Source organism: Halomicrococcus pelagicus (assembly GCF_050954125.1).
This window is the reverse complement of sequence record NZ_JBPBWC010000032.1, coordinates 1-20,134: the sequence shown is the minus strand read 5'-3', so window position 1 is coordinate 20,134 and position 20,134 is coordinate 1. Positions and strand designations below refer to the sequence as shown.

Genomic DNA, 20,134 nt, shown 5'->3' with positions numbered 1-20,134 from the left:
ATTGACTTCTCTGATGGCCCATTTTCGCCTTCCGTCTCGTACTCGGCTCGCGTGAAGTAGTGTTTGTCCTGTTTGAGTGAGTTGCCGGGGTAGAGAACGTATTCATCGGGGAACGCGACCGTGGCGATATTCTTGATGCCGAGGTCGATTCCTGCCACGCCGTCGCCTGCGGAGTCGTTGGGTTTCGAGTTCGACTTTACAGACGAAGTGCAGTTCCCACTCCTCGCCGTTCCAGACGGCGCGAACGGTCTGTACCTTGTTGACCTCTCCGAGGTCAACGTCCGGGCGAGTCTGGTACTCGCAGAGGATGAAGTCCGACCAAGACTCCTTGAGGTTCGCGCCTTTCGAGAGTCTGACCCGGTTGTTCTCAGGATCATGTTTGAACCCGTCTGCTTTGAATGTTACCGTGCTACGGGGGCGGGTGTCGCCGTGTTTGCGGTAGCCGGGCGGATTCGCCTCTGAGTCGTGCTGTCGCAGGTCGAACCACGACTGGAAAGCGTCAGAAAGTTCTTCGATGACTTTCTGACTGGATTGTGCGTTCAGGTCTTTCCAGCACGACTGGTTCTTCATGTACGATTTCAGCGGGCCTTCGTCGGGAATCTCACCGATTGCGTCCCATACGCGGTCTGCTGTCCAGCGTGCGACGTTCCAGATTTTCGAGGCTGAATCACCGAGCAAATCCAGACCACCCTGCACTTGTTGCTGGTTCTGGATGAAACCAACGTAGGTGCGAGTGGCCTGAATCGCCATACATAGCCTATGTAGACAAATCTACTTAATAGTGTGGATTGGCGTGGAATATCCGGCCTGCTATCGACTGTGGATTGCGTAGTCGAATGACGCGATTCACGCCCGCCGTGAACGGCGGGATTCTCTCGCTGATTAAAGATAGAGGGCAGACGCCCGTCGCCGTCCGCCGGGCGACGAGAGCAGGAGAGTCAGACAGTCGCCAGCAGTTCCTCGACGTGGTCCTTCCCGAGGGCGATGGTGTCGTAGTCCTCGGTCCCGACCTCCAGCGTCGCCGTGCCGGACCAGTCGGCGTCCGCGAGACCCGCGAACACCGTCGCGAAGTCGATGCGACCCATCCCGACGGGGAGATGCTCGTCGTCACCGCCGCGGGTGTCGACCAGGTGGAGGTGTCCAATCCGGTCGGCGTGCTCGCGGCAGAACCGCGCCATCTCGGTCTCGTCCATCCCGGCGAGCAGCGCGTGGCTGGTGTCGAACGTCATCGACGCGTCAGGGTACCGCTCCAGCAGTTCCGGGAACGCGGTCGCGTCGTAGTAACTGGAGACGACGTTCTCGACGCAGGGAACCAGCCCGCGTTCGCGAGCCGCGGGAATTAGTTCGTCGAGGCTCGCGTGGACGAACTCCCGGCGCTCGGACTCGGTCCAGCCGAGCTCCCAGGCGGCCGAGGAGGGATGGAACACGACCGTCTCCGCTCCCAGACCGGCCGCGAGGTCCATGCCGGCGGTGAACTCGGCGACGGCGCCGTCCCGGACGGGGGTGAACGGCGACCCGGGGTCGACGGTGAACGGGAGGTGAACGACGAGGCCGACGCCGGCGTCGGCGAGCGTCCCCCGCATCGCGTCACGTCGGTCGGCGATGCGCTCGCGGGCGTACCGGCCGTCGAGCAGTAGTTCCACGAACGCGAACCCGACGTCGGCGGCCCACTCGACGCTCCTATCGAACGGCAGGTCGAGACCGAGGGTGAAACCGACGTCGAGGTCGGCGTCCCCTCGGGCTTCGGTGTCGCTGCTCGTCATGGAGCCCGAACCTCGCGGTCCCCGCTCATATCGGTTCTGATTGTGACTCGTCCGACGCCGTTCCCGGTAGCCGTCGGCGCGGGGACCACGCCTTCCTTTCGTCCGGTCGGGACGGAGGTGGTTCGTAGCGGGCGAGAACCGACTCTGGGGTATATCCGACGCGAGGGAGACGGAGTAGACGGGACCTACGATGGTATCAATTGACCTGCCAGACGCGGACGTCGGATGGGAGGGAGTTCGAGCGTCGGTTTCGCCCCGGTCGGTCCTCGGGGGGCTCGTCGCGCTCGTAGCCGGCGTCGTCCTCGTCGGCAAGCTCCGACTGGAGCGCTCCCGCACCAGACTCGTCAAGGAACTGCTGGGAGCCGCCGACGCTCGCTCGGAGCGCGCGTTCACGAGGGACGACGTCGAGGGGCTACCGCCCCCCGTACGGCGGTACTTCGACACCGTGCTCGAAGAGGGCCAGCCGTACGTGCGGACGGTCCGGCTGGAGCAGCGCGGCCAGTTCCGGCTCGGCGACGCGGACGCGCCGTGGAGAGCGCTCGAAGCGACCCAGCACTACACCGTCGACCCCCCGGGGTTCGTCTGGGACGCCACGATAGCGATAGCGCCGCTCGTCCCGGTTCGCGTCGTCGACCAGTACAGGGACGGCGAGGGGTCGCTTCGCGCCCGACTTCTCTCGGCCGTCACGGTGGCCGAGGCCGAACCGTCCCCGGAGACGAACGCCGGAGAGCTGATGCGGTATCTCGCTGAGAGCGTCTGGTTCCCGACGGCCCTCTTGCCGACCGAAGGTGTCGAGTGGGAGCCCATCGACGAGCGGTCGGCGCGGGCGACGCTCGACCACGACGGAACCACGGTCTCGCTGGTCTTCCACTTCGACGACCGGAACACGGTCGAGCGCGTCGTCGCCGAGGACCGTTACCGGCGGGTCGACGATGGCTTCGAGCCGACCCGGTGGACGGGCTACTTCAGGAACTACCGGCGCAGAAACGGGATGTTCGTCCCCGTCGACGCCGAGGTGGAGTGGAACCTGCCGGACGGGAACCTCCCCTACTGGCGCGCGAGGATAACGGCGCTCGACCACCGGCCGGTGGACTGACCCGGACGACACCGGTCCTCGTGAGCGTCCGCTCTCGCGTTCGCGTTCGACTCCGCCCCGGAAGATTTGACTGGTACGGGACCGTGGTACCGGTGAACCATCGGACGGCGGGGACGGCCAGTGCGACGCGACGGACGACCGTCGCTCTCGCCCGAACGTTCCACTGAACACGCATGAACGACGCTGACGACGACCGTTTCGGGTTTCCGGGGCGCAACTACCTCGCGTCGGCGCTCGGGGCGCTCGTTCCGCAGTCGCTCGCGCGCCGGGCGGTCACCGTCAGCGTCGCGACCGACCACCGTCGCTACCGGCCGGGCGACACGGTCGCGATAGACATCGAGTTCCGCAACCGACTGCCGGTGCCCGTCTCCGTCTCGACGTCCGGCCTCCGCCTGTGGGGATGGTCGGTCGACGGCCTGCTCGAAGCGAGCGACGAACCCCGGTACCACCGGGCGACTTCGGCCGAGTTCGTCTTCCGACCCCGCGAGCGCAAGCGATTCCGCCGGACGTGGGACGCGCGGTTCGAGCGAGCGGGCGAGCAGGAGCGGGAGGACGCGAAGCCGGGCGAGCACGAGATCGCCGCCTTCGTGGCGACCGACGGCCGACGGCCGAGCGACGCGACGACCGTCGTCGTCGACCGTCGTGCGCCGGAGAGCGACGTCCGCCGTTCGGGGGCGGGAGAGCCTCACCGGTGAAGGTGACAGGCCGCGAAGTGGCGGCCGCCGTACTCCGACGGCACCTCGTAGTCGGGGTCTTCGCGAGCGCAGATGCTCCGCTCGGCGAACGACCCGTTCAGCAGTTCGCTCGCCGCCTCCCAGTCGCCGGCCAGCACACGGTCGATAGCCTCGTCGACGATGCGCCCGGCGTCCCCCCGGGGTTTGGCGTTGGCGAAGAACGTCTCGGTGAGGTCCGTCTCGTCGACGTCGAACGACCGCCGGTCGACCGCCCGCATGAACCGTCGGACGTTCGCCCACTCCTCGTCGACGAGGTCGTACTCGGGCGGCGCGATGAGCCGGGGACATCTGGTGCGGAACCGACACCCCGACGGCGGGTCGATGGGACTCGGCACGTCGCCTTCCAGTACGCCGCGCGTTCCGGTCTCGCGCGGGTCCGGAACCGGAATAGAGTCGAGCAGCGCCCGCGTGTACGGATGCTGTGGGTTCTCGAACAGTTCCTCCTTGTCGGCGAGTTCGACCAGCTGGCCGAGATACATCACGGCCACGCGGTCGGAGATGTGCCGGATGACGCTCAGGTCGTGCGCGATGAACAGGTAGGTCAGTCCGAACTCGCGCTGGAGGCGACGCATCGTGTTCAGCACCTGGGCCTGTATCGACACGTCGAGCGCCGACACCGGTTCGTCGCAGACGATGAAGTCGGGTTCGACCGACAGCGCCCGGGCCAGGTTGATGCGCTGGCGCTGGCCGCCGGAGAACTCGTGTGGGTAGCGGTTGTAGTGTTGCTGGTCGAGTCCGACCTTCTCGAGCAGTTCCCGGGCGTGGTCCTCCCGTCCCTCCTCGTCCAGCATCCCGTGGGCCCTCAGCGGTTCCTCAACGATGCGACCGACCTTCATCCGCGGGTCGAGACTCGACTGGGGGTCCTGGAATATCATCTGCATGTCGGCGCGCCGGGAGCGCAACCGTTCGCCGTCCATCGACGCCACGTCTTCGCCCTTGAAGTACACGCTCCCGGCCGTCGGTTCGAGGAGCCTGAGAATCGTGCGGGCCAGCGTGGACTTGCCACAGCCGGACTCGCCGACCAGCCCGAGCGTCTCGCCGCGTCGTATGTCGAAGCTCACGTCCTCTACCGCCCGTACTCGCTGTCGGTCGAACCGCACCGGGAAACCGTCCCCGTCGCCGTCGACCGTCAGCCCCGCGAGCATGCCCTGCTGGTTCGAGAAGTGCTTCGTCAGGCCGTCGACCCGGACGAGCGGCTCCTCGCCGTCGTCCACGGGCGAAGCGGACGACGGCGTGGCGGCGTCGCTCATCGTCTCTCCCCCTCGGCGACGAGGTCGTCGTCGAATCGCCGACGTGTCTCGTTCTCGATCGGGTCGCTCTGCCAGTAGTCCACGTCGAAGGCGTCGTGTTTGATGCAGGCCGCACGGTGGGGTTCGTCCTCGTCGGTCACCGAACGGAGGTCGGGATGGACGCGCGTACACGCTTCGCGTGCATCCGGACAGCGCGTGTGGAATCGACACCCCGGCGGCGGGTCGATGGCCTCCGGCATCACGCCGCTGATGGGATTCAACTCCTCTATCGTCTGGTCGGGCCGCGGAATCGAGTCGAGCAACGCCTCGGTGTAGGGGTGTTTCGTGTCGTAGAAGAGGTCGTCGACCGTCGCTTGTTCGACGACCTCGCCGAGATACATCACGTTCACCCGGTCGCAGATCTCGGCGACGACGCCCATGTCGTGGGTCACCCAGACGAAGCTCGTTCCGTACTTCGACTGGAGTTCGTCGACGAGTTCGATGATCTGTCCCTCGACGGTCACGTCGAGCGCGGTGGTCGGCTCGTCGGCGATGATGAGGCTCGGCTCGCACGACAGCGCCATCGCGATGAGGACTCGCTGGCGCATCCCGCCACTGAACTGGTGGGGGTAGCTGTCGTACCGCTCCTCGGGTTCGGGGATGCCGACCTCGCGGAGCATCCGTATCGCCTCCGCTTTCGCCGCCCGTTCGTCTAGCCCCCGGTTGAGTTCGATCACCTCGCGGAGCTGACCGCCGACGGTGAACACCGGATTCAGACTCTCCATCGGGTCCTGGAAGATGATGGCTATCTCGTTGCCTCGAATCCGCTGGCGCATCTCGCGGTTCGACAGCATCGCCTCCCGGGGGCGTAGCTCGCCGTCCGGTCCCTCCTCGACGCCGAACAGGAGTTCGTCCCGGAACCAAACCTCGCCGCCGACGATTTCGCCGGGCGCCTCGATGAGGCGGAGGACGGAGGCGACCGCGACGCTCTTGCCCGCGCCGCTCTCGCCGACCAGTCCGACGATTTCGCCCTCCTCGACCGTGAACGACACTCCGTCGACCGCACGGACGACGCCCCCCTCCGTGTAGAAGTGGGTGCTGAGGTCGTCGACTCGTAGCAGTGGTTCCGTCATGGTTAGTTCTTGATGCGTGGGTCCAGCGCGTCGCGGAGGCCGTCACCGAGCAGGTTGAACCCCATCACCGTGACGAGGATGGCGATGCCTGGCCAGACGCTGAACCACGGGTCTGGAAGCATGAACCCGCGCGACTGGGCCAGCATCTGGCCCCACGACGGCGTGGGCGGCTGGGCACCGAACCCGAGGAACGAGAGACCGGCGACGATGAGGATGCTGATGCCGACCTGGAGCGTCGCCTGCACGAGCACCGGCGCGAAGCTGTTCGGAATGACGTGTCTGAGGATGATGTTGCGGTCGCGGACGCCCGCTGCGCGAGCGGCCTCGACGTAGTCTTCCTCGCGGACGCTAACGACGCGCGAGCGGATGAGGCGGGCAAACACCGGAATCGTCGTGATGCCGACGCCTATCATCGCGAACGTGAGGTCGCGGCCGAACGCGGCCATGAACGCAATGACCAGCACGAGGAACGGGATGGCGTACAGCGTCTCGACCACGCGCATGAGCGCGTCGTCGATCCAGTCGCCGTAGTAGCCCGCGACCGCACCGACGAGCGTCCCGACGACCATGCCGATGACGGTCGAGATGATGCCCACCTGGATGGCGATGCGCGACCCGTACACCAGCCGAACCAGTATGTCGCGGCCGCGGTGGTCGGTGCCGAGCGGATGCGCCCACGACCCCGTCCCGTACACGTTCTCGATACCCACCGGCGGATAGAGCATCTTCGGATTCGCCGGGTCGTGGTTGGGGTTGTACCAGACCGCCTCGGCGACCGCGTAGTCGAGGAACTGGGAGTCGACGAACGCGAACGCGGCCATCGCCGTCATGAAACCGATGATGTACAGTCCGATGCGGGCGGTCGTGTCCCGTTTGACCTGCCGGACGGTGTACCGCCATCCGACTCGCGATTCGACTTCCTCGCGCTCCTCGCCGAGTTCTCGCTCCGATTCGCGCGTGACGAAATCGTCCGACTGGGTTTCGCCTGTTGCCATGTCAATCCGCCTCGTCGTAGGACACTCGCGGGTCGACGTACGCGTACGAGAGGTCGGTCAGGACGACCCCGACGACGAACGTCAGTCCGAACACGAACGTCGTCCCCATCACGAGCTGGAAGTCCTGGTTGTTTATCGCGGTGATGATGAGCCGGCCCATGCCGTTGATGTTGAACACCGTCTCGGTCAGCACCGCTCCCCCGAGTATCGAGGTCAGCTGGAGGCCGACGACGGTGATGACCGGAAGCTGTGCGTTCCGGAACGCGTGCTTGGTGACGATCGTCCGCTCCGGGATGCCGTACGCGCGGGCCAGCCGAACGTAGTCCTGTCCGAGCACCTCGAGCATCGAGGAGCGCTCGATGCGCATGATCGCCGCCATCTGGAGCGTCCCCAGCGAGAGCGTCGGCAAGAGCAGGTGCTCTATCGAGGCGACGACCACGTCGAGTTGCGTCTGCGCGCCTTCCACCGAAGCGGGGGCCGCCCACGGCAGGACGAGTCCCGTGGCGGGAAGCACGTTGAGGTGGTACGCGAAGACGATGATGAGCATCAGGCCGATCCAGAACGACGGCGTGCTCACGCCGACGAGCGCGACGACGCGGGAGACGTGGTCGGTGGGCCGGTTCCGTCGCTTCGCGGAGACGATGCCGAGCGGAATGGCGGCCGCGATGGCGAACGCATAACTCGACAGGAGCAACAGTATCGTCACCGGCGCTCGCTCCATGATCTTCTGCGAGACCGGCACGTTGTAGTAGAGGCTCCGTCCGAGGTCCCCGTGGAGGAGGACGTCCGCCAGGTAGTTGACGTACCTGACGTACAGCGGCCGGTCCAGTCCGTACTTCGCGCGTATCTCCGCCGCCTGTTCGGCGCTCGGCGACGGCCCGAGCATGATGCTGACCGGGTCGCCGGGAATGGCGTCGGTCAACAGGAACGTTATCGTCACGATACCGATGACGACCGGAATGGCCTGCAGGAATCGTCTGATCGCGTACCTCAGCAGACCCACGACCGATCACCTCCGGCGTCGCTTCGTTTGGCTGTAATGGTTACCACGCTTTTTCGGAATGTCGTCGTCATTTCGCCTCGGAGACGGGGAGAGGAGCCGTTCGCCTACTGACTCGAGAGCGAGGTGTTTGCGTACTCCTCGGCCACGGTGAAGCTCCCCACCGGGTGCGAACGGAAGTTCTGAATGTACTGTTTCACCCCGAAGCTGTTCTTGAGGTTGTACGCCGACAGATGCGCACGGTCCTGCAACATCGTTGTGATGGCGTCCACGTAGAGCTGTTTTCGCTCAGCCCGGTCGTTGGACTCCCTCGCCGAGACGATCTGGTCGCTTACCTTGCCGTAGAACGTCCCGTCGGTCACGCCGTGTGACTCCTCGGCGAAGAAGTAGTAGGTGAACGCGTCGGGGTCGGGTACGCCCGCCCAGCCCAGGGTGTACATGTTGTAGTCGTTCGGGTCGCCGGAGGCGTACTTGTCGAGGAACGCACCCCAGTCGAGGCGCTGGACGTTGGCGTTGTACCCGGCCTCCTTGAGCCCGTTCGCGACGGTGACGCCGATCTGTTCGCGCTTGTCGTCCGGCGGGACGATGATGTTCGCGTTCCAGTCGTCCGGAACGGAGTCGGAGTCGTCGAGCATCGACTTCGCCTGGTCGACATCCTTGTCGTGGGGAATCTCTTTCCACCTGTCGACGGGCATCCCCCACTCCTCCACGACCGGCTGCGGGAGCGGGCTGTACTGGCGTTCGCCCGTCGGTTCGATGAAGTTCGACACCGCCTGATCCATGCTGAAGGTGTAGTCGATGGCCTCCCGGACCGCGGGGTCCGCCGTCGGTCCCTCCTTGCAGTTGAACGCGAGGTAGAAGTAGCCGATGCCGAGGACTTCTTCGATGCCGGCGTCTCCCATCCCCCGGACCTGCGGGTAGAGCTTCGGCGGAATCTCCTCAATGACGTCGTTCTCGCCGTTCCGTAGGGTGGTGACGCGCGTCGTCGGTTCCTCGACGGGCACGAATCGGATGCCCGAGAGCTGTGGCTTCGGCTCGCCCCAGTAGTCGTCCCAGCGCCTGACCTCGGCGAAGTTACCCTCCTGCCAGTCGACGAACTCGAACGGTCCGGACCCGACGGGTTTCTTCGTGTTGAAGGCTTCCTTGTCCTGTTCGCGGACCGACTTCGGGACGATGGACCACGTGAGCGTGTGGTTGAACGCCCCGAACGGATACTTGAGGTCGAACTGGACCGTGCGCTCGTCCTGTGCTGTCACCGTGTCGATCATGTTCAGCTCCGAGGCGTTCTCGGTCTCCTCGTCGACTGGAGCCTCGAAGGAGTACTTTACGTCCTCCGCCGTCACCGGGTCGCCGTTCTGGAACGTCGCTCCGTCCTTTATCTGGACGACGTAGGTCTTGCCGTCGTTACTGATTTCGGGCTCGCCCGTCGCCAACTCGGGGACCACGGTCGTCGATTCGTCGTACCGATACAGCCCCTCGAACACACGGTCCGACACCTGCGCGGAGGGAACGTCGTTGAGGACGATCGGGTCGAACTCCAGCGGGCTCTTGACCTGTGCGAGTTTCAGCATCTGGTCGCCCTGCGCTCCGGCCGTCCCGGTGAATCCGAGGACGAATACGGTCCCCGCTGCCCCGATACCGCGTAACACGCTCCGTCGGTCGACGCCGGTGGTTCCGCTCTCTTCTCGTCGTTCGTCTTTCTCGTTTACCGCCATTGTGACACACCACCACAGGTGATGGTAAGCAACAACGTTCGACAGCCAATAAAAATCTATCGACACTGACCAGTCTACAACGATATATTAACTCCTTTATTGTTGAGTTACCGAAGTTTTCCCGGCCAAACCAATCCTCGGCAAAATATTTTCGGCAGCTAATCGGAATTCAACCCGTTCCTACCTCGGCGTGACAGCCACTGCGTCGAACGAACGGATCAGTGGCGCTCGTCCGTGCTCGCGCGCGAAACGCGGTACAGTCGTCGGACCGAGCGTTCCGACGACGCGACCGTGAGGGGAGACCGATCGGAGCGGTGGCCCGAGTGGTCGCACGACCGACGATTTCAATAGAGTAATCGTCGTTGGTAGGGAGCGTTACCATATGACACTCCAGCGTCCGTACGCGGACCTCACCGAAGGCCGCGATTGTAACTACTGGCGGATGGACCCGACGCTCAGACGGCACGCTCGAAGCGAGTACGGCGACGAGTTCGACTGGGCGGAGCCGAAACTGGACGAGTGGGGTAGCGTCGTCGGGACGCGAATCGCCGACAACGCCGACGTGGCGAACCGGCACGGACCCATCCTCCACACCTACGACAGACACGGCGACGTCCAGAACCGCGTCGAGTACCACCCCGCGCAGGCGGAGAACGACCGGCTCGCGTACGAGGCCGGCGTCGTCGCGGACTCGTTCGAGGCACCGCCCGACCGAGACGAACGGCTCGGACTGACCCACACGCTCGTGATGCAGACGCTGCTCGCCTACTGCGACGTCGGGTTCGCCTGTCCCGTATCGATGACCGCCGGCGCGGCACTGGTCCTCGAGAACTACGCCGACGACTCCGAGCACGCGGATGTCCTCCGGCGGTACTACGAGCGTCTCACCGCACGCGACGTCGACGACCACGTCGAAGGTGCGATGTTCCTCACCGAGAAACAAGGCGGCAGCGACGTCGGCGCGAACGAGACGACGGCCGTCGAAGCCGACGACGGCACGTACCGACTCACGGGCGAGAAGTGGTTCTGTTCGAACGTCGACGCCGAAGGAACGCTCGTCCTCGCGCGCCGCGAGGGAGCCCCCGACGGTACGGACGGCCTCTCGCTGTTCCTCGTCCCCCACACGAAACCCGACGGGTCGCTCAACGACCAGACGTACCGCCGTCTCAAGGACAAACTCGGCACCGTCAGCGTTCCGACCGGCGAAGTCGAACTGGACGGCGCCCTCGGCTACCTCGTCGGCGAGCCGGAGAACGGGTTCAAGCAGATGACACGGATGCTCAACTTCGAGCGCGTCGCCAACGCCGCGGGCGCGACGGGCGTCTCGGGTCGCGCGCTCCTGGAGGCGAAGGTTCACGCCGCGAACCGGGAGGCGTTCGGGAAACGGCTCGACGAACATCCGCTGCTGCGGCGGGACCTGTTCGAACTCACCGTCGACTACGAGGCGATGACCGCGTTCACGATGGAGGCGATGTCGCTGCTTGACGCCGCGGAACGCGGCGACGGCGACGATGCGGTCTCGCTGATGCGGGCCGTCGTCCCCGTCGCGAAGTACCGAACCGGACGCATGGCGGTCGAGACGACCTCGTACGCGATGGAGATTCTCGGCGGAAATGGATACGTCGACGAGTTCGTCACCAACCGCCTCCTCCGCGACGCGCAGGTCCTTCCCATCTGGGAAGGCACCTCGAACGTCCTCTCGTTGGAGCTGCTTCGGTCGCTGTCGCGCGGCGACGCCGGCGAACGCCTCCTGGCACGGGTCGGCGAGTATCTGCAGACCCCCACCCATCCGTCGCTGGCCGACGCGACGGGGACGGTCGAAACCGAACTCGACGCCCTCCGCGACGCGCTCTCGTCGCTCGCGGCCACCGACCCCGACGAGGCACAACTGGTCGCGAAGGAGCTCGCGGACTACGTCTTCGACGTCTACGCGGCCGCGCTGTTGCTCTCGGCCGCACAGCGGCGCCTCGACGACGAGGACGACGCCCGCGAGGCGGTCGTCGCCAGGACGTTCGTCGACGACCGCTTCGACACGGACCGCGGCCGAGGGATTCCGGACGACAATCCGCCCAACCTCGACGCCTACGACGCGGTGGTACGGTACCACCGTCTCGACCCCGACGCGATTCCCCACCCTGAGGTGGCCGACTGAACGGCCCGTCGGGCGTCGACGTCCGGAAGAAGTGACCGGAGTCGGCCTACTCCAGATTACCGTACGTCGCCACCAACTCGCCGTCGACGTACCGGAGTTGTCGGTGTCCGAGGGCGTTCGTCAACACGGTGTGTCCCAGGAACGTCGCCGTGTAGTCAAGCATTCCGAACGGATGGAGGCTGGACTGGTGCGCCGGGGGCAGCAAGCCGCCGACGACGTGGATTTCTCCGTCACCGGCCGTGAACGAACCGGCGGAGACGTACCGTCCCGAACCGCCGGTCTCGTTTGTGTACCCCGCGACGGTGCCACCGGCGGCCGTGAACGCCGCCGGTTCGACGACCGTGAGCGGCGCAGTTCCTGGCGTCGAGATGGGGTAGCCGAGCGGCGCCGGCTTCCACAGTTCCCGCTGAATCGGACGCGTGTCGGCGAGGAGCGGATGGTCGCCGACGCGTTCCGAGAGGAAGGCGCTGAACCGTTCGATTTCGGTGACGTCCTCGTCGCCAATCGCGTCGACGAGGTCGTTTTCGAGCGCGGCCAGCAGCGACACGCCGCGGTCGGTCAGTACGAGGGTTCCCCCCGCTTCGACGAAGCTGTCCAGTTCGGCCGTGTACGCGTCACTCGACGCGCCTCGTGCGTGGTTGACGACGAGGTTGTCGACCGCCCGTCGTTCGCTCCGACCGCGGAACAGCGCGCCGTCGCCGACGTCGTCGACCGTCATTCCCGTCACGTCCTCGACGACGTTGCCGTTGCCGCGTTCGTTCCGTCGCCCGTCGTTCGTCGCCCGCTGGTCGGGTCCCGAGATAGCCGCGGCGTAGTCCGGGAAGTACTCGAGCGGCGACACGCTGTACGGCCGCTGTTGGTAGCCGAGGACGTCGACCGGGTCGGGTGCCGTGACCGCGTCGTCGGCGTCGGTGAGGACGAGCGACTCGCGCACGGTCACCGCCGCCTCCTTCGAACCACCGACCGTCTTGACGTTGATCGTCCACTCGCCGGCGCGGGGCGTCTGGACGGTCCACTCGACGCTTCCCTCGGACGAGTCGGCCGCGGCGGCGTTGTATCGCTGTACGACCCGCCCCGTCGGGGTGCGGAGTCGCGCCAGTATCAACCCCGACGCCGTCAGCGACACCGATACGGACCGCGTCGTATCCGGGACGTCGATCGTCACTCGCTCGGGTGCCGGTCCGACGGTGACGTGGCGCGTCGTCGTCCGCGTCCGTGCGTCGGTGAACGACAGCGCGGCCGACGTCCGGGTGAGGGCGTCCGTGTCGACGTAGGCCGTGGTTTCGCCGCCCGTCTCTATCGTCCCGGTGACCGTCCGTACGGCGTGCTGGGCGGTCTCCCGTATCACCTCCTGGTAGCCGGTGACCTGGAGGTCGACGAGCCATGGACGGAACGGAATCCGGTCGAGAACGCGGTTGTCCCAGCCCATCTCGTGGGCCATCATCTGGATGTCGAGCCCGCCCTGGTCGCGGGGTTGGCTCATCCAGCTGATGAGCGTCCCGCTCGTCGTGTAGCCGATCGTATCGAGGATCGTCCCGTAGTCGTACGCCTCCTCTGGCGTCGGCAACGCCGAGCCGTCGAATCCCCACTCGTTTCCGTACGTCTCGTTCAGTTCCCGGAACCGGTCTCGGTGAGCGTCGAGTTCGTCGGCGAGCGCGTTCTCGACCCGATGTTCGGTGCGACGGTTCCACTCGTAGAGGTCGTGGAACTCGTCGGTGTCGTACTCGTCGTTGACGATGAGGCCCTCGATGAAGTCCGAGGACCAGAACATACCGTGGAGGTCCGAACCGATGCGGACGTTGTCGTATCCACGGAGGAACTCGACGATGTCGAGCGCGTCCGGGACGGTGTCGGTGTACCGGGGAGGCACGTCGCCGTCGATACCTGGCTCGTCGTCCACCAGGTCGGTTCCGTCCGGTTCGGCCGGATTGTGTTCGCTGTCGATCCAACCGACGGTCGGGTACTGGCGGTTCGGATCGACGCCCGTCGCGGTGACGCGCTTGAAGGAGTTGTGCTCCGGTTCGCCGTCGCCATCGGTGTCGACGCGGTACTGCTGGTTGCGCGCGATCCACCCGTCTGGGTTCGGGTAGAGGAACACGAGGACGACGTCGTCGAGCAGGGCCTCGACCTCGGGTTCGTCGCCCGCGAGGAGTTGCTCGACGAATCGCGTGCCCGCCTCTGCCCCGGACCGTTCGTCGCCGTGTATCGAGAGGGTGAAGACGACTTTCTGTTTCTCCGAGAAGGCGGCGTCGTCGTGGACGTCGTTCGTCAGTTCGGCGACCCAGAGGTTCTGTGGGCCAGCCTCGTCGAGAAAGAGGTTGTAGTGGCCGGGACTCTCGCCGACGGAGTAAAATCGCAGCCGGTCGTCGTTCCGTCCCTGCAGGTACCGCATACCGTCGACCATCTGTTCGAAGTCGATGAAGTCGACGCTGTCGTCGGGCGCGGGGAAGACGCCGTCCGGATAGTAGTCCAGCAGCCAGAAGGGGTTCGAGCCTGGCGAGTAACGGAGCGCCGTGACGCTATCGACGCTGGTGACGGCGTCGACGTCGGCCGGCGTGACCGAGATGTACGCCGCGATAGTGGGGGAAGTGGTCGTGACGGGGTCGAAGCCGTTGGCCGCTAGCTCCCGAAAGCCGGCCGTATCGGAGAGTTCGACGAGCGTCGGGACGGCGTAGTCCTCGGGGACGTGGGTGACGACATACTCGTACAGGTCCGAGAACTTCGGCGAGGTGGTGTCCGCGACGGCGTTGCCGGGGAGCGTCAGTGCGCCGGCCGTCGCGGCGGAGAGCCTGACGAACTGACGCCGCGAGATACCGCTCCGTTCGAAACGCGATTCACGGTCGGAACCGCCGGGTGTTTCTGACATGGTTGGGTCCGCTCGCTGCGTGCGCCAGCGAGCAGTGTGGGTAATGGTAACGAGGATAGATTAATTTATTGTAAGAAGTGATAAGTTAAAATCCCCACGCAAAGGATGTATTACCTGACTCGGCAGTAGCGGCCCTCACTCATCGAACTCAGGTCGAAACCCGGAACGCGACCGCGGGACGGCCCCGGAACGGCGATACGCCCCGTCCACGCGGTCGAACGTCAGGGGAGATATACTAGCGCCGTCGCATGCTCAGGTGGGGGTTGTCGAGCGATTTCCCGTGAGTCGGGATGTCGAAGTAGTCGCTCGCCGAGACCTGGTCGAGCGTCTCCGTCGCCAGTGCTTCGAGCGATTCGACGAAGCCGACTCTCGTCGCCTCGACCATCCGCCCGAGTGACATCTGCCCGCGGTCGTCGGTCTGGTAGGACACCTCGTAGAGCATGCCGGCGGCGTCCGTGTGCGGCGTCAGGGCGTCGAGATACGACCCCCACAGCGGGAGGTAGCTGTACCGGGTGATGGTGTCGAAGACGCTGTTGCCGCGTTCGGCGAGCGCGTTCGCGACGAGCGCGTTGAGACGGAGCGAGCGCGTGCTGGTGGCCGCGTCGACGAACGGGTTGACGACCTGTTCGACGGGGACGTCCGGGTCGTAAAACGGCGACTGCTCTATGTACGCCGGTCCGTACTGGCCCATGACGCTCATGACGGTCTGGTCGGCGGGGCCGTTTCCGTTCCCGGAGTCCGGGACGAGATAGGCGCCCTGGTGGTGATGCGTGATGGCGATGTCGGGGTCGGCGTCGAGATACGACCGCGTGACGGCCCTGACTTCGGGCGCCAGCCGGAGGCCGCTCGCGAGCAGCGTGTATCCCTCGTACGGCATGTCCAGATACCAGTCCCCGTCCACCTGCGACCACCACCCGGGGTCGGTGTCGGTTCGCGGGTCGAACTCGGAGGGCGGCCGAAGGTTGAAATCCCGATTCATGTCGTAGCCGGGGGTCGTTCCGTCCGGGTGCGTGTAATGGTACCAGGGTTCGTATCGCGAGTCGTCGGCGTTCCACCGCTGGGTGTTCGTCCGCCGGCCGACCCACTCGCTACGACCGTCGTCGTCGATGTCATAGTGGAACATCGCCCCGTCGGGGTTGACGCGCGGTACGACCGTGAGCGTGAGTTCGTCGAGAATCGACCGGACCTGTCTGGAGTCGCTCAGCGCGAGTTCGCGGAGAAGGTCCACCGCGACCTCGGTTCCGACGGGTTCGTCGCCGTGAATCTGCGTGATGAGGTGGACGTTCGTGTCGCCGGTGCCGACCGTCGCCTCCCATATCGGGGCGTTCCGCCCCGCCGACTGGCCTATCTGGCGGAGATCGAGCCTGTCGCTCCGTCGGTCGATCTGCTGTAGGCGGTCCGCGAGTTGCTCGTTGGTGAGCAGCCCGTTCAGGTTGATCGCCTGCAACTGCCCCGGCCAGGGGCCGCCCGGACGATACACGGGATGATCTTTCGCGGCGGCGATACCCGTCGTCGCCGCGCCCGTGATCGTCGCCCCGAGCGCTGTCAGGTACGTTCTGCGATCCATATCTACGACGATAACACTGGAAAAGTATAGTACTTATTCAGTTGTATTATAGTATATCATCTTACGAATCCATGAGGGATAGGTGGCCGGGGTCGGCCGTCACTGGCGTCAACGAAAGTACCGGGAAGAGCGGTGAGTGCGTTCGCGTCGGTCGTGGGAAACACCGCATCCCGCCTCACGACCTGACGGTACCGGCGGCCGCAACGGTAAACGGCGGGATTCTCTCCTCGCAGATAGATAGAAACGAGATAACCAGGGCGGCGAGGGGGATGTCGAAGGCGTCGTGGTGATGGCGCCAGACGCGAACGTTCGTTTGGGGACCCTCGCCGTTCGGTGATTCACCACAGCACCCCTAAAGTTTTACGGCGAAATTATCGGAACGTAGCTCCGGATTCGAGTCGTTCGCTCATTTCTCCCTCGTTACTAAGTAGAATGGAACGGAACATCACGAACAATGAGTCGTTACCGTTCGCAGGGAGCGACTCGTCGTGAGCGGAGGGACCTGGGGTGAGATTCGAGTTCCACGAAATCGGAGTTCGTCGGCGGACGTTGGCGAAGATACTCGTCGGGGTCTTCGTGTTCAATCTCGTGGTGATGGGCGTCGGCGCGTGGTACTCCTCCCAGAACGTACCGCCGATACCCGAGACCGTTCGGGGACCGGACGGGAACACTGTTGCCAGCGACGCCCAGATTCAGCGGGGCAAGGCCGTGTTCCAGTCCGAGGGTATGATGAACCACGGGTCGATTCTCGGGAACGGCGCGTACTTCGGCGTCGACTACACTGCCGACGCGTTGCGGCTCAAGACGAAGTTCATGCGGCGTTACTACGCCCGCGAGTGGTACGACGCGGAGTACGGCGACCTCGACCCGCCGGAGCAGGCTGCGGTAGACCAGATAGTGAAAACGGACCTTGACGAGGGGACCATCCGGGGAACGGCGCAGTACTCCGCGGCCGAGGTCTACGCTCACCGCCAAGTACGACGGGTGTACGTCGACCGGTATCACGACGGGGCCCGCGAACGAGGCGTTCCTGCAGACATGATCGGCGACGAGCAGGACGCTCGCCGGTTCGCCGATTTCGCGCTCTGGACGGCCTGGATTTCACACACCGATCGACCGGGGTCGGACCACTCGTACACGAATGGCTGGCCCCCCGCGCCCGGCGCGGGCAACGTTCCGACGGGAGCGAACGTCATCTGGAGCGCGATTAGCATGATCCTGCTGGTGGGCGCCGCAGGCGTCGGCATCTGGCTCTACAAATCGGTCCAGCTCCCGGACCCCGACGTGACCGGCGGCCTCTCGGTTCCGGGTCCCGAGGAAATCGACGTACTCCCGAGTCAGGTCGCCACGCTGTGGTACGTCCCGGTCGCGGCGTTGCTGTTCGTCGCCCAGACGCTGCTCGGCGGACTGCTTGCCCACTACTACATCGAACGCGACGCCTTCTTCGGCCTCCGGGAGATCGCCGGCGTCGACGTCCTCCAGCTGCTGTCGTTCACGGCCGCCAAGACGTTCCACCTCGACCTGGGTATCCTCTGGATAGCGGCCATGTGGCTGGCCGCCGGCATCTTTCTCGCGTCCCTGCTCACCGGATACGAACCGCATCGACAGAGCACGTTCGTCTGGTTGCTCCTTGGGGCGCTCGTTCTGGTGACCGTCGGCGGATTTCTCGGCATCTGGCTGGGAATCAACGGCTACGTCGACACCGACCAGTGGTACTGGTGGCTCGTCGGCAACGAGGGGTTGGAGTACGTCGAGGTCGGGCGCATCTGGCAGGTCGGTCTGCTCGCCGGCTTCGCTTTCTGGACGTTCCTGGTCTGGCGGGGCTTTCGGCCGCTGCTCGACGACGAGCCACGGTACGGGCTCGCACACATGATACTGTACGCGGGCGGGTCCATCGGCCTCCTGTTCACCGCGGGGATGCTGTACACCCCCCAGACCAACATCGTCATGACGGAGTTCTGGCGCTGGTGGGTCGTCCACATGTGGGTCGAGGGGGCCTTCGAGTTCTTCATCGTCGCCGTCGTCGGCCTCACGCTCGTCAGCATGGGGTTGCTCCGGCGACGGTCCGCGGAGAAGGCCGTCATATTCGAGGTGCTGTTCATCATGGGCACGGGCGTCATCGGCGTCTCCCACCACTACTGGTGGGTCGGCCAGCCCGACGTCTGGATTCCGTTCGGATCGGTGTTCTCCACGCTCGAACTCATTCCGCTCGTGTTCATCCTCTTCGAGGCGCTCAACGAGTACGCGACGCTCTCGGAGGCCGGCGAGACGTTTCCCTACCGGTGGGCGTTCCTGTTCATCATCGCGAGCGGGTTCTGGAACTTCGTCGGTGCTGGGGTGCTCGGCTTTTTCATCAACCTCCCGCTGATCAACTACTTCGAGCACGGCACCTACCTCACAGTCGCTCACGCCCACGCCGCGATGTTCGGCGCGTTCGGATTTCTGGCCATGGGGATGGTCATCTACATGCTCCGTATCACGACGTTCAGCGACCGGTGGAGCAGGCGACGGATTCGGTGGTCGTTCTGGCTGATGAACGTCGGACTCGGGGTGATGGTCCTCACCTCGGTACTGCCGGTGGGGTTCCTCCAGCTCGAGGCCGCGTTCACCGAGGGCTACGCCGCCGCCCGGAGCCTCGCGTTCTACAACCGCGACGTAGTTCAGACGACGTTCTGGCTCCGAGTCCCGGGAGACGTCATGATAATCGTCGGGTCGCTCGTATTCGCCGCCGACGTGCTCACCAAACTCCGTCACCGCAAGACGGCCGCCGACGTGGAGCGCCAGCTCGACCAACCGATCGCGAATCGTATCCTCGGCGACGAGTACGCTCCGGAAGACGACGACTGAGCGGCTCGCCACGTCGAGCCGCGGTCGCCTCGGCGGGCGGCGTTCGCCCGGACGCGGAGACGGAGACGGAGCAGGGGTCGCCACGAGACGACCCTCGAGCGGCCGCCCTCGTCGACTAATCGTCCCGTTCGTAGGTCATTCTGACCAGTTCCTCGGTTCCGCCCTCGGGAACCTCGACGTCGCGGTTGGACGGTTCGAACCCGACCGATTCGTGAAGTACCTCGGGGACACGCCCCGAGGCTTCACCGTTTTGTCCGAGCGCCCAGAAACGGGCGGTCGGATGCAGGCGAATGTACTTCCCCTCGACCTTCCCCGATTGGGGTCGGCTGAAAGTAACACCCGAACACCTCGCTGGTGTCCGTGAGGGTCGGTCGCTCCACCACGACCCGATAACACCTGTCTCACCTGTCGTGGCAAGGTGTTGAGAGATGTCGCATTTCCAAACTTCCCAACGACCACTTCACATTAAGGTCTTTAATGTCCGTTGCGGTCGTTAAACCACGGTACGAGACGTGGTAAATTAAACCTGTTGACGGGCGTCACCCTCGGGGTCACGCCCCAACGCACTCGCCCTACTCAGCCTGTAGAACGGCACCAGCCCACGGCGACAGAGTAGCGAGAGCCCCTGGACGGACTGCAGTTCGGGGTGGTCGAGGACCGCGTTCAGGAGCGTCCCACCGAAGCCCTCACCACGGCGGTCGGCGGCGACGATGACGTCGTAGACGGTACAGTAGTACGTCAACCGCTTCGGGGTCACGCCCCGAGGCTTGTCAGTGGACTCCCGTTCTACCCGAGTAGCTCGGCAGGCGTGTAATCGCCGTTCACGTTCAACGTCCCTGACTTGAGGGCTAGTTGACTGGTATCCCATCCACCGCGGGACTTCTGCCCGCGATGGATATATCCGCAGTATCGGTTGGCGATATTCTTCGCCGCGTTGTAATCCGCGTTCACCCCATACCAACAGTCCTGACACACGAACCGCTTGTCGTCACGATTGTCCTCGTGGGTAAACCCACAGTGCGAACACCGCTGACTCG

Annotated in this window: 15 protein-coding genes and 1 pseudogene; 5 read left to right on the top strand and 11 right to left on the bottom strand. The window is 65.0% G+C overall.

Translation table 11 applies throughout. The annotated features are described in order from the left end of the window. Together ACRYA2_RS26065 and ACRYA2_RS26060 are read right to left on the bottom strand one after the other, a co-directional pair. Nucleotides 1-750 (bottom strand): annotated as a pseudogene (locus tag ACRYA2_RS26065) (transposase); the annotation flags it as partial. 188 nt (nucleotides 751-938) lie between these two features. Further along, entirely contained in the window at nucleotides 939-1,763 is an 825-nt protein-coding gene (locus tag ACRYA2_RS26060; protein WP_433634634.1) for a sugar phosphate isomerase/epimerase family protein, read from the bottom strand. Nucleotides 1,764-1,953: 190 nt separating this feature from the next. Here ACRYA2_RS26060 and ACRYA2_RS26055 point away from each other — a divergent pair, with 190 nt between their 5' ends. Then, nucleotides 1,954-2,859: a DUF6920 family protein gene (locus ACRYA2_RS26055; protein WP_433634632.1), complete on the top strand. Its 906-nt coding sequence runs from the start codon at nucleotides 1,954-1,956 to the stop codon at nucleotides 2,857-2,859. A 173-nt stretch (nucleotides 2,860-3,032) separates the two neighbouring features. Beyond that, nucleotides 3,033-3,554 (top strand): DUF7974 family protein, encoded by a 522-nt coding sequence (locus tag ACRYA2_RS26050; RefSeq protein WP_433634630.1) that lies wholly within the window; start codon nucleotides 3,033-3,035, stop codon nucleotides 3,552-3,554. Here the strand turns inward: ACRYA2_RS26050 and ACRYA2_RS26045 are convergent. From ACRYA2_RS26045 to ACRYA2_RS26025, 5 genes are all read right to left on the bottom strand, one after another. Next, entirely contained in the window at nucleotides 3,545-4,843 is a 1,299-nt protein-coding gene (locus ACRYA2_RS26045; protein WP_433634628.1) for an ABC transporter ATP-binding protein, read from the bottom strand. The genes ACRYA2_RS26050 and ACRYA2_RS26045 overlap by 10 nt on opposite strands. Beyond that, complete coding sequence (locus ACRYA2_RS26040) at nucleotides 4,840-5,955, bottom strand: ABC transporter ATP-binding protein (RefSeq protein WP_433634626.1); 1,116 nt, start codon at nucleotides 5,953-5,955, stop codon at nucleotides 4,840-4,842. Before ACRYA2_RS26040 ends, ACRYA2_RS26045 begins: the two co-directional genes overlap by 4 nt. A gap of 2 nt (nucleotides 5,956-5,957) precedes the next feature. Beyond that, a complete protein-coding gene (locus tag ACRYA2_RS26035; RefSeq protein WP_433634624.1) occupies nucleotides 5,958-6,950 on the bottom strand; it encodes an ABC transporter permease in 993 nt (330 codons plus the stop codon). A 1-nt stretch (nucleotide 6,951) separates the two neighbouring features. Then, nucleotides 6,952-7,953 carry an ABC transporter permease gene (locus ACRYA2_RS26030; protein ID WP_433634622.1) on the bottom strand — a complete coding sequence of 334 codons (1,002 nt, stop codon included), beginning with the start codon at nucleotides 7,951-7,953 and terminating at the stop codon, nucleotides 6,952-6,954. Nucleotides 7,954-8,057: 104 nt separating this feature from the next. Then, nucleotides 8,058-9,665 (bottom strand): ABC transporter substrate-binding protein, encoded by a 1,608-nt coding sequence (locus ACRYA2_RS26025; RefSeq protein WP_433634620.1) that lies wholly within the window; start codon nucleotides 9,663-9,665, stop codon nucleotides 8,058-8,060. Nucleotides 9,666-10,047: 382 nt separating this feature from the next. Here ACRYA2_RS26025 and ACRYA2_RS26020 point away from each other — a divergent pair, with 382 nt between their 5' ends. After that, nucleotides 10,048-11,817, top strand: coding sequence for an acyl-CoA dehydrogenase family protein (locus tag ACRYA2_RS26020; protein WP_433634618.1), 1,770 nt, complete (start codon nucleotides 10,048-10,050; stop codon nucleotides 11,815-11,817). Between the two features lie 46 nt (nucleotides 11,818-11,863). Here the strand turns inward: ACRYA2_RS26020 and ACRYA2_RS26015 are convergent, their stop codons facing one another. Beyond that, nucleotides 11,864-14,683 carry a M14 family metallopeptidase gene (locus tag ACRYA2_RS26015; protein ID WP_433634616.1) on the bottom strand — a complete coding sequence of 940 codons (2,820 nt, stop codon included), beginning with the start codon at nucleotides 14,681-14,683 and terminating at the stop codon, nucleotides 11,864-11,866. A gap of 235 nt (nucleotides 14,684-14,918) precedes the next feature. Then, the gene (locus ACRYA2_RS26010) at nucleotides 14,919-16,250 is read right to left on the bottom strand and encodes a M14 family zinc carboxypeptidase (RefSeq protein WP_433634614.1); all 1,332 of its coding nucleotides are present in this window, start codon (nucleotides 16,248-16,250) and stop codon (nucleotides 14,919-14,921) included. Nucleotides 16,251-16,321: 71 nt separating this feature from the next. On the opposite strand from ACRYA2_RS26010, the gene ACRYA2_RS26005 reads away from it, so the two are divergent. Together ACRYA2_RS26005 and ACRYA2_RS26000 are read left to right on the top strand one after the other, a co-directional pair. Further along, on the top strand, nucleotides 16,322-16,540 hold the full coding sequence (locus ACRYA2_RS26005; protein WP_433634612.1) for a hypothetical protein: 219 nt from the start codon (nucleotides 16,322-16,324) through the stop codon (nucleotides 16,538-16,540). A 238-nt stretch (nucleotides 16,541-16,778) separates the two neighbouring features. After that, nucleotides 16,779-19,097, top strand: a complete 2,319-nt coding sequence (locus tag ACRYA2_RS26000) for a nitric-oxide reductase large subunit (RefSeq protein WP_433634636.1) — start codon at nucleotides 16,779-16,781, stop codon at nucleotides 19,095-19,097. Nucleotides 19,098-19,617: 520 nt separating this feature from the next. Here ACRYA2_RS26000 and ACRYA2_RS25995 read toward each other — a convergent pair. Beyond that, nucleotides 19,618-19,839: a GNAT family N-acetyltransferase gene (locus ACRYA2_RS25995; RefSeq protein WP_433634610.1), complete on the bottom strand. Its 222-nt coding sequence runs from the start codon at nucleotides 19,837-19,839 to the stop codon at nucleotides 19,618-19,620. Nucleotides 19,840-19,883: 44 nt separating this feature from the next. Continuing rightward, the coding region (locus tag ACRYA2_RS25990; protein ID WP_433634608.1) for a zinc ribbon domain-containing protein at nucleotides 19,884-20,134 on the bottom strand (251 nt) is incomplete at its 5' end.